This is a genomic window from Tenacibaculum aestuariivivum, assembly GCF_964507685.1.
GTDB lineage: Bacteria > Bacteroidota > Bacteroidia > Flavobacteriales > Flavobacteriaceae > Polaribacter > Polaribacter aestuariivivum.
Map to the genome: position 1 here is coordinate 1,102,427 of NZ_OZ208414.1, position 15,312 is coordinate 1,117,738.

Below are 15,312 nucleotides of genomic sequence, written 5' to 3' on the forward strand. Positions count from 1 at the left end.
ATAAAAAAGGGAGCTTTATAAAAGCTCCCTTTTTTATTATACAAATCTTTTATTATTATCCAATAAATGAGTTATCTGCTTTTTTATTTTTTTATTCCCTATTTTATTTAATAATTTTAAATGATTATGATGATGTGTATCTGTCCCTACAAAATCATACATATTTTCTTGGATTAATGTTCTTGCTATTTTTTTAACACCTTTTCCATATTGTTCTGTCAGAGATAATAAATTTAACTGAAATACACAACCTGCTTTTTTCAATTTATAAAAGTTATTAATATCATTATGAAAAAAATTGTAGCGCTCAGGATGAGCTAATACAGGTTTAAATCCTTTTAATTGTATCTCGAATAATATATCATATAAATTATAAGGAGCATTAAAATATGACATCTCTACAAGTATATAGTTATCTTTTAAGGTTAAAACATCACCTTTATTTAATAAAATTAAAAATTGCTCATCCATCATATATTCAGCTGCTGCATTAATTTTCAAGTCTTTAAAGCCTTCCTTTTTTAACTCTCGCCTTACCTCTTCTAATTTTATTTTTATTAATTGAGATGAATTAGGATATACATCACCTAAAACGTGGGGCGTAGTAATAATGTTTTTTATACCAAAAGAATACATTTTAGAAATCAATGATATAGATGTCTTTAAATCCTTAGCTCCATCATCAATGCCTGGCAATAAGTGTGAATGAATATCAACAAAACCTTCTGGAAAAAACTCATTTAACTCAATTTTTTTATTTAAAAATAGCATGTATATAAATCTCTTATTTAGTGCTAATTTACATTAATAACTTTTTTAAAAAAAATTAGAAATTGTAAACCTTTTTATATTCTTTTAACAAAATTCTACAATTCTTTCTAAAGCCATACCCCTAGAACCTTTTATTAAAATAAAATTATCTTTTATAGGATTTTGTAAAAAATAATTTTTGCACTCAATAAAGTTAGTAAATTTAATATGGGGGGATTTTGTTTTACAAAAATTCTCTCCAACAAAAAATAAATTATCAAAATTAAAACCTGTGGCTAAATTGACAATTTTTTGATGCTCTTTCAAACTATAAACACCTAACTCAAACATGTCTCCAAGAATAATAGTTTTATGTTTTGCCTCTATTTTATAAAAGCTATCTAGTGCTAATTCCATACTAGTTGGATTAGCGTTATAAGCGTCTAAAATTACTTTGTTAAATTTAGTCGTAATTATCTGAGAACGATTATTTAACGGTACATATTCCTCAATAGCTATTTTAGTATTATCGACTGAAATATTAAAATATTCACCAATAGTAATAGCAGCTACAATGTTATAAAAATTATACTTACCAATTAAATTGCTTTGTAATAGTTTTGTGTTGAAAGATAATTTAACAAAAGGGTTTGCTTCTATAAATTGTATTGAATCATTAAATAAAATAACGTCAGCTTTCTTTGTCTTATCTAACTGAATTAAATCATGCTGATTAACAAAAATTTTTTTATTATTTCTAATCAAAAAATCATATAATTCACACTTACCTTTAACAACACCTTCTATAGAACCAAACCCTTCTAAATGTGCACTTCCAAAATTAGTAATATAGCCAAAATCAGGACATACAATATCTGACAAAAAAGCTATTTCATTCTGGTGGTTAGCCCCCATTTCAACTATACCTATTTCGGTATCCTGAGTCATTGATAGTAATGTTAAAGGAACCCCTATATGATTGTTTAAATTCCCTTCTGTAGCTGTAACATGATACTTGGTAGATAGCACAGACTTTATAAGTTCTTTTGTAGTAGTTTTACCATTACTACCTGTTAATGCTATTATTGGTATACCTAACATTATGCGGTGATAGTTTGCTAATTGTTGGAGTGTGTCTAATACATTTTTTACAAAAATTATTTTATCTGAAGTTTTAAATTCAATTTCATCAACTATTGAGAATTTAGCACCTAATTGCAGTGCCTCATCAGCAAATTTATTACCATTAAAATTACTTCCTTTTAAAGCAAAAAAAATAGTATTATTTCTAATAACCCTTGTATCTATATCAACTAAACCGTGTTGAATGTACAAACTATATAAATCTTCTATATTCATATTGTAAAAATAAAAAACCCCATTGAAATTCAATGAGGTTTTTATATATAAAAATGCCTTTTATCTTTTTTTACTAGAAAACTTTGGTGTTGCGGTTTTTCTTTTATTTAACATCATAGGACCCATTTTATCAGTAGCACATCTAAAACCAATAAAGTTTGTAGCCATATATTCGGGAAAATATCTTCTTTGAGCAGGATCTAACCAATATTCTCTATCTGCCCACGAACCTCCTTTATAAACTCTAGATTTATCACTTACTAAAGTTGTTCTTCTTTTAGAGTCATATTTATAATTATCTACAACATTACCTAGTGAATCTCTTTCAGCTTCAGGTTTTTGAGGAGAATTATACATTCTTGAAGAACCAGCTAACTGATCTTTATCTAATTCATAATTCTTAGAAGATGCTTGATCACCATCACCAACACTTGAATTATCTGCTAATTTATAATTCCTTCTCATATAAGTATCTTCCTTTGTAATAGGAATAAACTTAACACTCCCAGGTAAATCTTTAGGTACAATTCTTCCATTCTCTAAAGTATCATATTCTATCTCTCCAAATTCATCACCTATTATAACTACTTTACCATTTTCATCTATTAGTTTTTTTGTGAAAATATTACCCCTAAAATAATTAAAATCATTGGCTTCTGAATCAATTATAGGTCTATACACATCTTGTACCCATTCAGCAACATTTCCTGACATGTCAAATAAACCAAATGCATTAGGTGGATAACTAGCTGCAGCATTAGGAATATCTGAGCCATCACTACTCCAACCTGCAATACCACTATAATCTCCCTTTCCTTGCTTAAAATTTCCTAACTGATCACCTCTTCTTCTCTTATCTCTATCACGTGTGTATTTTCCATTCCATGCATATTTTTTTCTTCCTCGAATATTATTATATTCACGATTTTCAAAAATAGCTTTAGCTGCATACTCCCATTCAACCTCTGTTGGTAGTCTAAATTTTTGAGCTAAAATACCATCAGAAGATGTTACCTGTCTTCCTGAAAACTCATCTTTTTCTGGCTTTGGATCACCTTTTTTTCTTGGAACTGGAATTCCTTTCTTATAAATTGTTGAATCTCCATCGAACAAAGCATAAGGATTAGTTAAATAAGTATCCGTATCAAAATTATTTTTTCCTTTAAAACTCAAAGAATCTTCTTTAAAAATATTTTTAATAACACCTTTATCCATTAATATTTTTAAATTCACGGCATTAGTACGCCATTTACAGTACTTATTAGCCTGTAACCAACTAACCCCAACAACTGGATATTCAGCATATGAAGGATGTCTTAAGTAGCTTTCTGATAATAAATTTGTATTACCCAAACCTTTTCTCCATACTAAAGTATCTGGAAGAACCGATTGATAAATATTTTTAAACTGAGGTTCTTCTGGAGGAAAAACATCTTTGGTATATTGCATAAACAAACCATATTCTGCGTTAGTAACCTCTGTTTCATCCATGTAAAAAGAGCGAACATGCATTTTCTTTGGTGTAGTATTCCAATCAAACATTACATCATCCTGTACTAACCCCATAGTAAAGCTACCACCTTCAATATGTACCATGCCAGGAGGTGTATCTTTCCCTTTTTTATCTTCTCCTTTAATGTATCCACCATAATTAGGGTCATTAAAGTTCCAACCTGTTAATGAAGATTTACTTGAACGACCACTACTGTTACTCTTACAAGAAACAACCAATAATCCAGTGATTACCAATAAACTAAATAATTTTAACGTACTTTTCATGTATTTTTAACTATTTTAAGGCTGGCGCAATTTACAATATTTCTAACTCCTTACAACTATTTACTTATAATATTGAAATATTAAGAAGCTTACTCTAGCATCATTATAAACGACCATTTATTACGTTTAGTATTACGAAACTAAGAAAAAGATTAAATATTTAACATAAAAATTTAATCTTTTTATAATTCAAAAGTAAAAAACTGTTTTTATATACTATATATTTTATCAAACAGCATATACTATATATCTATTTTTCTCGTTAAATATAAAGTATTTAAATTAACTTGCACTAGTTTTTTTTTAATATTACTTTATATTTGCTAAAATAAATAATCAATTATTTACATGAAAAAATTATCCTATTTTTTGCTTTTTGCTTTTTTCGTAATTCAGACCAAAGCGCAAACTACAACAGCAACTCCTTTTCTTTTAATATCATCAGATGCTCGTGCTGGAGCAATGGGTGATGTAGGTGTAGCAACATCTGCGGATGCTTTTTCTATTTTTCATAATCCTGCAAAAACAGCTTTTAATCAAAACAAAGTAAGTATCGGTTTAAATTATACTCCGTGGCTACGCAACCTAACGGATGATATTTTTGTAGGAAACATTTCTTATGTTAACAGGTTTAAAGAAAATGCTGCTTGGGGTGTAGATATTAAATATTTTTCGCTAGGTGAAGTTGAATTGACAGATCAAGATGGTATAGGAACTGGTACTGAGAACCCTAGTGAATTTGCCATTTCAGGAATATATTCTATGAAACTGAGTGAAAAATTTTCAATGGGTATTGGTTTAAAATACATTAATTCAAACCTTGACATTAATGATAGTAATACAAAAGCCGTTAACGCTTTTGCTGTAGATATTTCTGGTTATTACCAATCAGACGAACAAAATTATGGGAATTTTAACGGCCGATATCGCTTAGGATTTAATATAGCTAACATTGGTCCTAAAGTAGAATACACTCCTGGTCAAGAAAATTTTATTCCCACAAATGCTAAAATAGGTGGAGGATTTGATTTTGTATTAGACAGCAATAATATTGTAGGCCTTAATTTAGAATTTACTAAATTATTAGTTCCTTCAAACGAAGCCAGCTCTGAAAAAGGATGGATAGATGGAATGTTTAGTTCTTTTGGAAATACAGGCTTAAAAGAAACAACTTGGGCTTTAGGTTCAGAATATTTATATAATAATGCATTCGCTCTTAGAGCTGGTTACTTTCATGAGAGTGAAAGCAATGGTCAAAGACAGTTTTTAACCCTTGGAACAGGTTTTAAAGCAAAAGCTTTTACCTTAGATTTATCATACTTAATAAACACCTCAGCAATTAATAATCCTTTAGAAAGCACACTCCGCTTTTCATTATCATTTGATTTAGGAGAAATATATGATAATTATTAAAAAGCAGCTATATTTAAAATGTTAAACAAAAAAACAGCCTAGCTAGGCTGTTTTTTTGTTTAACATTTAACCCAAAATCAAATTATTAAAGTAAAAACATAAAATAAAGAGCTAAATAAGCAACACTTATAATACTTAAAAAAGCATAACTTTTTTTTTTGTTTTAACAATAGATATTTGTAGGTTTACATTAATGAAACAAAATACAACCCACTTTTTATATATTTTAAAGCGCTATAAAACATAATAAATATAATAGTCTACTTTATTTAATAAAAAAACGTTACTTATATATTTTAATTCAAAAATAACATAATGACATCAGCAGTAATCACAGGAACAGGCTCATATATTCCATCAATAAAAAAAGAAAATAATCAATTTTTACAAAATTTGTTTTTAAATGCTGATGGAAGTTCTTTTAGCGACAGCAATGCTGTAATTATTGAAAAGTTTAAATCAATAACAGGTATTGAAAAACGTAGATATGCTAAAAATGATTATACCTCATCTGATTTAGGGTACTTAGCTGCTAAAGAAGCTATAAAAAGCGCTAATATAAACCCTGAAAACTTAGACTATATTATATTTGCTCATAATTTTGGGGATGTAAAAAAAGGAGCTATTCAAAGTGATATGCTACCTAGTTTAGCTAGTCGTGTAAAGCATTTACTTCAAATAGAAAACCCTAATTGTGTAGCTTATGATATTTTATTTGGTTGTCCTGGATGGGTTGAAGGTGTTATTCAGGCGCAAGCATTTATTAAAGCAGGTATTGCTAAAAAATGTTTAGTTATTGGAAGTGAAACATTATCAAGGGTTGTTGATAACTATGACCGTGATTCAATGATTTATAGTGACGGAGCTGGAGCTTGTGTTTTAGAAGAAAAAGAAGGTAGTAATAGCGGTATTTTAAGCCACACCACACAAACCTTTACCAAGGAAGAAGCTTATTTCTTATTTTTCGGAAAATCTTTTAATAAAAACTTAAATAAAGATACTCGTTATATCAAAATGCATGGTCGAAAAATTTACGAATTTGCATTAAAAAACGTACCCGAAGCAATGAAAACAGTACTTGACAAAAGCGGTGTTTCAATTGATGAAGTTAAAAAAATATTTATCCACCAAGCAAATGAAAAAATGGATGATGCTATTATTAAACGTTTTTATAAACTTCATAAAAAATCAGTTCCTCAAGGAATTACACCAATGACAATACATGAACTAGGTAATAGCTCGGTAGCAACCGTACCCACTTTATTAGATTTAGTTTTAAAAGGAAATATCAAAAACCAAGAGGTAAAAAAAGGAGATGTTATTATGTTAGCCTCTGTAGGATCAGGCATGAATATAAATGCAATTACATACCGGTATTAAAAAACTTAAAAAAATCTAAAATCAAATACTTAAAATCTAAAATCTAAGTACTATTTTTGCGCATGCAACAACACAACGTACTTATTTTAGATTTCGGATCGCAATATACACAACTTATTGCACGCCGTGTTAGAGAATTAAACATATACTGTGAAATTCATCCGTATAACAAAATTCCTACAAACTTAAACGATTTTAAAGCCGTAATACTTTCAGGTAGCCCAAACTCTGTTCGTGCAGAAGGGGTTTTACACCCTGATTTATCAGAAATTAGAGGTAAAAAACCTTTATTAGCTGTTTGTTATGGAGCGCAATACTTAGCACACTTTTCAGGTGGTTTAGTAGCGCCTTCAAACACACGAGAATATGGTAGAGCTAACTTATCTTTTGTTAAAGAAGGAGATAATTTCTTTAAAGGAATTTCAATAGGAAGTCAAGTTTGGATGAGTCATTCAGATACTATTAAAAACTTACCAACTAACGGAACTTTATTAGCAAGCACAAATGATGTAGAAAATGCTGCTTATAAAATTGAAGACGAATCAACATACGCTATACAATTTCACCCAGAAGTATACCACTCTACTGACGGAAAACAATTATTACAAAACTTCTTAGTAGATATTGCAGAAGTAGCACAAACTTGGACACCAGATTCATTTGTTGATGAAACAGTTGCTAATATTAAAGCAACAGTAGGAAATGACAAAGTGGTTTTAGGATTATCTGGTGGTGTAGACTCTACAGTAGCTGCAGTATTATTACACAAAGCAATTGGTGCAAACTTACACTGTATTTTTGTTAACAATGGTTTATTACGTAAAAATGAATATACCGATGTATTAAAACAATACGAAGGTATGGGGTTAAATGTAAAAGGTGTTGATGCTTCGGCACGTTTTATGAATGAACTTGCAGGATTGAGTGATCCTGAAGAAAAACGTAAAGCTATTGGTAAAGTTTTTATTGATGTTTTTGATGATGAAGCAAACCAAATTGATGATGCTAAATGGTTAGCACAAGGAACTATTTATCCTGATGTAATTGAATCTGTTTCTGTAAACGGAGGTCCATCAGCAACTATTAAAAGTCATCATAATGTAGGTGGTTTACCTGACTTTATGAAATTAAAAATAGTAGAGCCTTTACGAATGATTTTTAAAGATGAAGTTCGTCGTGTAGGAGCTTCTATGGGTATTGATAAAGATTTATTAGGTCGTCATCCTTTTCCTGGTCCTGGATTGGCTATTCGTATTTTAGGTGATATTACCGAAGAAAAAGTACGTATATTACAAGAAGTAGATGCTGTTTTTATCAACGGATTAAAAGAAGATGGTTTATATAATAAAGTATGGCAAGCAGGAGCTATATTATTACCAGTAAACTCTGTTGGTGTTATGGGAGATGAAAGAACGTATGAAAAAGTAGTAGCATTACGTGCTGTTGAAAGTACTGATGGTATGACTGCTGACTGGGTAAATTTACCTTATGAATTTTTACAAAAAACATCAAACAAAATAATAAATAATGTAAAAGGGGTTAACAGAGTTGTATACGATATAAGCTCTAAGCCGCCTGCTACAATTGAATGGGAATAAATTCTGATAATAAAAAATAGATGAAGAAGTTACAATTTTTACTTTTAATTTGCATTTTAACCTTTGCGGTTTCTTGTGGGCAACAAAAGCGCTACGTGTCTTATAAAGTTCAAAAAGGAGAAACAATGCGCGACATTGCTACTCGATTGGATTTAAAAACAAAGGATTTACTACGTTTAAATCCGGATGTAGGTAGACGACCAGTAGAAAACACGGTTATTATAATTCCAAACCCTGAAACTAAAAAAGCAACTTCTTCTTCTAAAAACAACAATAACTCGAAAGATGTTATTAACGAAGCTGACAAAGAACAATTAACTGATAACGATTTCGAAGACTCGGACGATAATCCTGAAAAAACAGTTTTTAAACAAACAATATACGAATATGAAACTCATACCGTAGAAGCTAGTGAAACTGTTTATCGAATTACTAAAAAATATAACATATCTAAAAATGATTTAATTAAATGGAATACTAATTTCCCTGAAATCAAAAATAATGTATTAAGTGTTGGACAGGTATTAAAAGTAAAAGAAATAACTAAAACAATAGCTATTGATAAAGAAACGGTTAATGAAAACTTTTTGACTCACACAGTTAAAAGTAAAGAAACGGTTTATAGCTTAACTCGTTTTTATAATATTAGCAAGGATAACTTAATTAAATTAAACCCTGAATATCCTGCTATAAAAGACAATGAATTATCAGTTGGTCAATTATTAAAAATAAAACCCATTGAAGAAGTTAGCGAAAATGAAAATTACGCATTTTACAAAGATAAGATAGCAGAAAACACAGTTATTAACTTAGCTATTTTACTTCCTTTTAAAGCAAAAGAATACTACTCTTCAAGTGCCGAAAAAATATTTAGCAAAGAACATAATAATTCAGCTATCTTAGCAAATATGGTTACTGATTTTTATTTAGGCTCTAAAATAGCTATTGATTCTATAAAAAAACAAGGGGTTTTTATTAACACTACTGTTTTTGACACAGGTAATAGAGGTAATAATATTACGACTATTTTAGCTGAAAATAAATTAGACGAAACCGATGTTATTATTGGTCCTTTCTATTCTGACAAAGCAGAAATTATTGTGAATAAAGTAAAAGCTCCTGTTGTTTTTCCTCATTTTTCAGGTAATCAAAATAATTTTTCGGATACAAAAATTATTAAAACAGCTCCAGACAAAAAAAAATATACTAATTATTTAATATCCTATTTAAAAGAAAATTATAATGGCCAACAAATTTTTGTAGTTGGTGATGGTGACACTGACTCAAATGAAAAAATCACAAAAATCGTTTCCCAATTAAAAAGCTTCAACCTTATTGAAAAAGTTCATGTTTTAAAACCTGAGAAAGGATACATAAAAAAAATACGTTTTACTAATAATATGACTTCTAAAAAAAATAACTGGGTTATTATTACTTCTGATAATAATGTAGCTATAGCTGATGTTTTAAATAGTATGATTGGTATACCTGATGATATAAATGTGCAAGTTTTTGCTGTTGAAAAAAACAAAGCTTATGATAAAATAGAAAACAATAAACTAGCTAGTGTTAATTTTAGTTTTGTTTCAAATTCCTTTACAGATGACTCATCTATTAATGTAACAGCTTTTAATAAGAAATACTACAAGTTAAATAATACAATTCCTTCTGATTATGCTATTAAAGGTTTTGATATTACCTATGATATTTTAATGAGACTAGCTTCAGGTAAAGATCTTATAGACACTTTTAAAGAAGGCGTATCACTTCGTTTAGAAAATAAATTTGATTACCATAAAAAAACTTTTGGTAGTACTAGCAACAACGGTTTATTTATAATAAAATATAATAAAGACCTCAGTTTAACTAGACTTAAATAGTGTTATAAAAAAAGAGCAAATTTAAAATTTGCTCTTTTTTATTTAATCGTATAAATATTGATGTTTTTTTTAAATAGATTTGAGTATTAGCTCAAAATTAATAGAAATGCGCCCCTATTGTAGCATTTATTTGAGCTATTCGGAAGAGAGTGAGTGCACAAACGAGACAGAATTTCAAATATTTAACTAGTAAAACTCATTAAAAAAAATAGTACTATTTAAATAATTTAATTACTTTCTCATAGCAATAGCTGTTATCCATTTTTGATTGTTCAAATACCATTGAATTGTTTTTTTAATACCATCTTCAAATTGTAATGAAGGAGACCATCCTAGATTATTTTTAAGTTTTGACGCATCAATTGCGTAACGATAATCATGGCCTGCCCTATCAGCAACATATGTTATTAAATTGTTTGAAGCTCCTACTTCATTTTTTAATGCAATATCAACCTCTTTAACTAACAACTTTACTAAATCGATATTAGTCCATTCATTATCACCACCTACATTATAAGTTTCTGAAATTTTACCGTTATGAAAAATTAAATCTATAGCTATTACATGATCTTTAACATAGAGCCAATCTCTAATATTTTCTCCTTTCCCGTAAACAGGTAATGGCTTTTTATTAATTATATTATTAATAAAAAGCGGTATTAATTTTTCAGGAAATTGATTTGGGCCATAATTATTAGAACAATTAGAAATTATTATTGGTAAACCATAAGTATCATGAAATGCTCTTACAAAATGATCAGAAGATGCTTTTGATGCTGAGTATGGTGAGTGAGGATTGTAAGCTGTTTGTTCTGTAAAAAAACCTGTTTGTTGTAAACTTCCGTATACCTCATCAGTAGAAATGTGATAAAATAACTTATCTTCAAAATTATTTTCCCAACTATTTTTGGCGGTTTCTAACAAATTTAAAGTTCCAAAAACATTGGTTTTTACAAATGAAAACGGGTCAGAAATAGAACGATCAACATGCGATTCTGCAGCTAAATGAATTACTGCATCTATATTATAATCTTGAAAAATATTTTTGACTAGAACTTGATCACAAATATTTCCTTTTATAAATGTATAGTTTGAATTACTTTGAACATCTATTAAATTATCAAGATTTCCTGCATAGGTTAAGGCATCTAAATTAATAATTTGATATGTTGGGTATTTATTTGAAAATAATCGAACAACATGTGAACCTATAAATCCTGCCCCTCCTGTAATTAAAATACTTTTCATTAATAAATGTTAATTATGATAATTAATAATAAAACAATTGTGAAATTTACAATAATTATATCAATTTAGCTTTGATATAACTATCTGTCATGTGGAATTAATTTTAGCATCGCTTAATTATGATAAATCTGAATATGAAATAAATTCAGTGCTATTTCTAATATGGGTTTTAATAAGTAAATTAGTATTAAATTAAAAAGGCGAATTAAAGTTTTTAAAGGTTAACAAAAGCGCATCTTTTGCTGATAAAATTATTTTTTCTTGGCTGATATTCCAATCGATATTAAGTGTTTTATCATTCCATAAAATACCATCTTCATGTGCGGGTGCATATATATTATCTACCTTATATGAAAAAATAGCTTCTTCTGATAAAACTACAAAACCATGAGCAAAACCTCTTGGAACAAATAATTGTTTTTTATTTTCTTCAGATAAAAAAACGCTAACGTGTTTACCGTAAGTTGGTGATTTTTTTCTTAAATCAACTACAACATCCAGTACTTTACCTTTGTTACATCGCACTAATTTTGCTTGTGCAAAGGGTGGTTTTTGAAAATGTAAACCTCTTAAAACGCCAAAAGTAGATTTTGATTCGTTATCTTGAATAAAATTAGTCGTCTCTATATTTTTACCAATATTGGCATCAAATTTTTCTTGACTAAACGATTCATAAAAATAACCTCTTTCATCTTTAAAAATTGTTGGTTCAATAATTACAACTTCAGGAATCGCAGTTTTGATAAACTTCATTAGACTTTTTATTAATTATTTTTTACTAAATTTAATAAATACTGTCCGTAGCCATTCTTTTTTAAAGGTTCGGCGAGTTCTCGTACTTTTTCTTTAGAAATATAGCCCATATATAAAGCGATTTCTTCTAAACAAGCTACTTTTAAACCCTGTCGTTTTTCGATGGTTTCAATAAACTGACTTGCCTCTAATAACGAATCGTGTGTACCTGTATCTAACCAAGCGAAACCACGTCCCATAAGTTCAACTTTTAGTTGCTTATCTTCTAAATACTGTTGATTTACAGACGTTATTTCTAGCTCACCTCTTTCTGAAGGAACTACTTTTTTTGCCATTTTGATAACATTATTAGGATAAAAATAAAGTCCAACAACTGCATAATTTGACTTCGGATTTTCAGGTTTTTCAATAATTGATATTGCGTTACCTTTATCATCAAAATCAACAACTCCGTAACGTTTTGCATCTTTTACATAATAACCGAAAATAGTTGCTTTTTTATCATTTTGAACATTATTAATTGCTGAGGCTAACATTTCTGGCAATCCGTGACCATAAAAAATGTTATCTCCTAAAATCAAGCAAACATGATCATTTGCTATAAATTTTTCTCCAATAATAAATGCTTGTGCTAATCCATCAGGAGATGGTTGCTCGGCATAACTTAACGTTATTCCTAAATCAGTTCCATCGCCTAATAATTTTTTGAAATTAGGTAAATCATTAGGTGTTGAAATAATAAGAATTTCTTTGATTCCCGCAAGCATCAAAACCGATAATGGATAATAAATCATCGGTTTATCGTATACAGGAAGTAATTGTTTTGATACGCCTTTTGTTATCGGATATAAGCGTGTTCCTGATCCGCCTGCTAAAATTATGCCTTTCATTTTTTTATGATAATATCGTCTAATTTATAAAAAATAAGCTCAAGAATTACCTTGAGCTTATTTTTTATATACTTTATTTCTATTTTTTTAGTAATTATTTTTTCAATAATTTATGTACAGCTTCTTGAATTCTGTTTCTATCATCAGCTATTAAATTAGAACCTGAAGGCAAACATAATCCATCATTAAATAATTTTTCTGATACATCAGTTCCGTAATAATCCGTATTTTCAAAAACAGGTTGCAAATGCATTGGCTTCCATAAAGGACGAGACTCTATATTATCTTCTAATAAACTTAATCTTAAATCTTCTCTAGAAAACCCTGTGATAGTTTCATCAACAATAATGGCACTTAACCAATGATTTGAATAATAATCTTTAGTTGGTTCTTTAAAAACAGTTATCCCTTCAATATTTTTAAATAAACCTTGATAAAACTCATTGTTAGCTCTTCGATAACCGATATGTTTATCTAAAACTTCCATCTGCCCTCTACCAATACCTGCAACAACATTACTCATTCTGTAATTATAACCTACTTCAGAATGTTGATAATGTGGGGCATCATCTCTTGCTTGGGTTGCTAAAAAGATGGCTTTTTGTTTGTTTTTTTCTGATTTACAAACTAAAGCACCACCTCCTGATGTGGTAATAATTTTATTTCCGTTAAACGATAATATTCCAAAATCGCCAAAAGTTCCACATTTTTGACCTTTATAAGTAGCTCCTAATGCTTCTGCAGCATCTTCAATTAAAGAAATACCATATTTTTTTGAAATTACTAAAATTTCATCCATTTTTGCAGGCATTCCATATAAATGAACTACAATAATAGCTTTTGGTTTTTTACCTTTTGATATCCCTTTTTCAATAGCTTCTTCTAGTGCTATCGGACACATATTCCAAGTATCTTTTTCACTATCAATAAAAACAGGGTTTGCACCTTGATATTTTATAGGATTTGCCGATGCTGAAAATGTCATACTCTGACAAATAACGTCATCATTTAAGCCAACTTCTGATAATATTAAAGCTAAATGTATTGCAGATGTTCCTGAAACTAAACAAGCAACATTTGAATTTTCACCGATATAATTTTCTAAATCTTTTTCAAATCCGTTTACATTTGGTCCAAGTGGTGCTATCCAATTGGTATCAAATGCTTCTTGCACATATTTTTGTTCTGAACCTCCCATGTGTGGAGAAGAAAGCCAAATTTTATTTTTCATAATAAAATTATAATGATTTTGTTATATTTAATAATCTGTCACATTTAGCAAAAGCAATACCAGCTTTGTAATTATTATGCTTATCTACATCCTTTAGTCCTGAAAGCCAATCTAAGTATATAGCTGGTGTATTAATCCCAGCCTCATGTGAAAATGGATAACCTCCTCCAAACCTAGGGTTTAATTCTAATACATAAAAAGACTTTCCATCTGAGAAAACATCACAATCAAGATTTCCAATATGCTTTAATTTTTCTCCAATAATACGCCCTATATTAGATATTTTTTTGTTTATTATAGACACCGCTTTATCTGTCTCTCCAGATCTCATTGACAACTTCTCTCTAACAAAAGTATTATAGTAATTACCTTTAAGATCGTTTAAAACATCCATACCATATTCAATTCCCTTGATTTTTTCTTGTATTAATATTGCTCTATTTAAATCTTCCTTACTTGCCGTTGCGAGTATGCTTTTCTTTAATTTATTAGTCTGAAGTTGATATATTAAATTAAGTTCCTCTTCATCCTGAGCAAAATCTACAGCTATTGAACCACTTCCCCATCTTGGCTTAACAACTACAGGATACTTTAGTTTTCCTTTAGCTAAAGCTTCTTTAGCTTTAGCTAGCTCTATATAAGTTTTAGGTGTTTTCAAACCGTTTTCTTCTAAAAATTTAAACGTTTTCCATTTATCAAAAGCTATATTAATAACTTCTGAATTTGAGACAATAGGTACTACACCTAACTCTAAAAATCTATCTTTATTTGAGGAAAAAATAGGCAACTCTAAATCATTTAATGAAATAACTGCCTTAATATTATTTTCTTTTACTTTATCTATAATAAAATCAATATAATCTTTATCATAAATTGATGGTGCTATAATAGCTTTATCAGCATCTATTAAAGCTGGTGCTGTTGCTTGCATATCAGCAGCAAACACAACTCCTTTATCACATAAAGCTTCTTTGAAATAATTTATAAGGTAATTTCTACGACCTGCACAGGTAAAAAGTATATTCATAATA

12 protein-coding genes are annotated in these 15,312 nt (G+C 29.1%); 4 read left to right on the forward strand and 8 right to left on the reverse strand.

The features are described from left to right. Window positions 1-36: 36 nt before the first annotated feature. From ACN5J4_RS04775 to gldJ, 3 genes are all read right to left on the reverse strand, one after another. On the reverse strand, window positions 37-771 hold the full coding sequence (locus tag ACN5J4_RS04775; RefSeq protein WP_418650988.1) for a tyrosine-protein phosphatase: 735 nt from the start codon (window positions 769-771) through the stop codon (window positions 37-39). An 84-nt stretch (window positions 772-855) separates the two neighbouring features. Continuing rightward, window positions 856-2,109: a UDP-N-acetylmuramoyl-tripeptide--D-alanyl-D-alanine ligase gene (locus ACN5J4_RS04780; RefSeq protein WP_418650989.1), complete on the reverse strand. Its 1,254-nt coding sequence runs from the start codon at window positions 2,107-2,109 to the stop codon at window positions 856-858. Window positions 2,110-2,169: 60 nt separating this feature from the next. Further along, window positions 2,170-3,888, reverse strand: a complete 1,719-nt coding sequence (gene gldJ / locus ACN5J4_RS04785; RefSeq protein WP_418650990.1) for a gliding motility lipoprotein GldJ — start codon at window positions 3,886-3,888, stop codon at window positions 2,170-2,172. A 348-nt stretch (window positions 3,889-4,236) separates the two neighbouring features. Between gldJ and porV the strand changes: the two genes are divergently transcribed. From porV to ACN5J4_RS04805, 4 genes are all read left to right on the forward strand, one after another. After that, on the forward strand, window positions 4,237-5,301 hold the full coding sequence (gene porV / locus ACN5J4_RS04790; protein WP_418650991.1) for a type IX secretion system outer membrane channel protein PorV: 1,065 nt from the start codon (window positions 4,237-4,239) through the stop codon (window positions 5,299-5,301). A 315-nt stretch (window positions 5,302-5,616) separates the two neighbouring features. Then, complete coding sequence (locus ACN5J4_RS04795; RefSeq protein WP_418650992.1) at window positions 5,617-6,681, forward strand: 3-oxoacyl-ACP synthase III family protein; 1,065 nt, start codon at window positions 5,617-5,619, stop codon at window positions 6,679-6,681. A gap of 62 nt (window positions 6,682-6,743) precedes the next feature. Next, complete coding sequence (gene guaA, locus ACN5J4_RS04800; RefSeq protein WP_418650993.1) at window positions 6,744-8,279, forward strand: glutamine-hydrolyzing GMP synthase; 1,536 nt, start codon at window positions 6,744-6,746, stop codon at window positions 8,277-8,279. 20 nt (window positions 8,280-8,299) lie between these two features. Next, window positions 8,300-10,159: a LysM peptidoglycan-binding domain-containing protein gene (locus ACN5J4_RS04805; RefSeq protein ID WP_418650994.1), complete on the forward strand. Its 1,860-nt coding sequence runs from the start codon at window positions 8,300-8,302 to the stop codon at window positions 10,157-10,159. Window positions 10,160-10,390: 231 nt separating this feature from the next. On the opposite strand, the gene rfbB is transcribed toward ACN5J4_RS04805, so the two are convergent. From rfbB to ACN5J4_RS04830, 5 genes are all read right to left on the reverse strand, one after another. Continuing rightward, a complete protein-coding gene (gene rfbB, locus ACN5J4_RS04810; protein WP_418650995.1) occupies window positions 10,391-11,407 on the reverse strand; it encodes a dTDP-glucose 4,6-dehydratase in 1,017 nt (338 codons plus the stop codon). A 192-nt stretch (window positions 11,408-11,599) separates the two neighbouring features. Then, a complete protein-coding gene (rfbC, locus tag ACN5J4_RS04815) occupies window positions 11,600-12,160 on the reverse strand; it encodes a dTDP-4-dehydrorhamnose 3,5-epimerase (RefSeq protein ID WP_418650996.1) in 561 nt (186 codons plus the stop codon). Between the two features lie 11 nt (window positions 12,161-12,171). Continuing rightward, a complete protein-coding gene (gene rfbA / locus ACN5J4_RS04820) occupies window positions 12,172-13,050 on the reverse strand; it encodes a glucose-1-phosphate thymidylyltransferase RfbA (RefSeq protein WP_418650997.1) in 879 nt (292 codons plus the stop codon). Between the two features lie 94 nt (window positions 13,051-13,144). After that, the gene (locus ACN5J4_RS04825; protein ID WP_418650998.1) at window positions 13,145-14,281 is read right to left on the reverse strand and encodes a DegT/DnrJ/EryC1/StrS family aminotransferase; all 1,137 of its coding nucleotides are present in this window, start codon (window positions 14,279-14,281) and stop codon (window positions 13,145-13,147) included. A 7-nt stretch (window positions 14,282-14,288) separates the two neighbouring features. Further along, window positions 14,289-15,308 (reverse strand): ATP-grasp domain-containing protein, encoded by a 1,020-nt coding sequence (locus tag ACN5J4_RS04830; protein ID WP_418650999.1) that lies wholly within the window; start codon window positions 15,306-15,308, stop codon window positions 14,289-14,291. Between the last annotated feature and the right edge of the window lie 4 nt (window positions 15,309-15,312).

Coding starts and splice junctions, on each gene's coding strand:
- ACN5J4_RS04775 (WP_418650988.1), bottom strand. CDS start 771: ATGCTATTTTTAAATAAAAAAATTGAGTTAAATGAGTTTTTTCCAGAA.
- ACN5J4_RS04780 (WP_418650989.1), bottom strand. CDS start 2,109: ATGAATATAGAAGATTTATATAGTTTGTACATTCAACACGGTTTAGTT.
- gldJ (WP_418650990.1), bottom strand. CDS start 3,888: ATGAAAAGTACGTTAAAATTATTTAGTTTATTGGTAATCACTGGATTA.
- porV (WP_418650991.1), top strand. CDS start 4,237: ATGAAAAAATTATCCTATTTTTTGCTTTTTGCTTTTTTCGTAATTCAG.
- ACN5J4_RS04795 (WP_418650992.1), top strand. CDS start 5,617: ATGACATCAGCAGTAATCACAGGAACAGGCTCATATATTCCATCAATA.
- guaA (WP_418650993.1), top strand. CDS start 6,744: ATGCAACAACACAACGTACTTATTTTAGATTTCGGATCGCAATATACA.
- ACN5J4_RS04805 (WP_418650994.1), top strand. CDS start 8,300: ATGAAGAAGTTACAATTTTTACTTTTAATTTGCATTTTAACCTTTGCG.
- rfbB (WP_418650995.1), bottom strand. CDS start 11,407: ATGAAAAGTATTTTAATTACAGGAGGGGCAGGATTTATAGGTTCACAT.
- rfbC (WP_418650996.1), bottom strand. CDS start 12,160: ATGAAGTTTATCAAAACTGCGATTCCTGAAGTTGTAATTATTGAACCA.
- rfbA (WP_418650997.1), bottom strand. CDS start 13,050: ATGAAAGGCATAATTTTAGCAGGCGGATCAGGAACACGCTTATATCCG.
- ACN5J4_RS04825 (WP_418650998.1), bottom strand. CDS start 14,281: ATGAAAAATAAAATTTGGCTTTCTTCTCCACACATGGGAGGTTCAGAA.
- ACN5J4_RS04830 (WP_418650999.1), bottom strand. CDS start 15,308: ATGAATATACTTTTTACCTGTGCAGGTCGTAGAAATTACCTTATAAAT.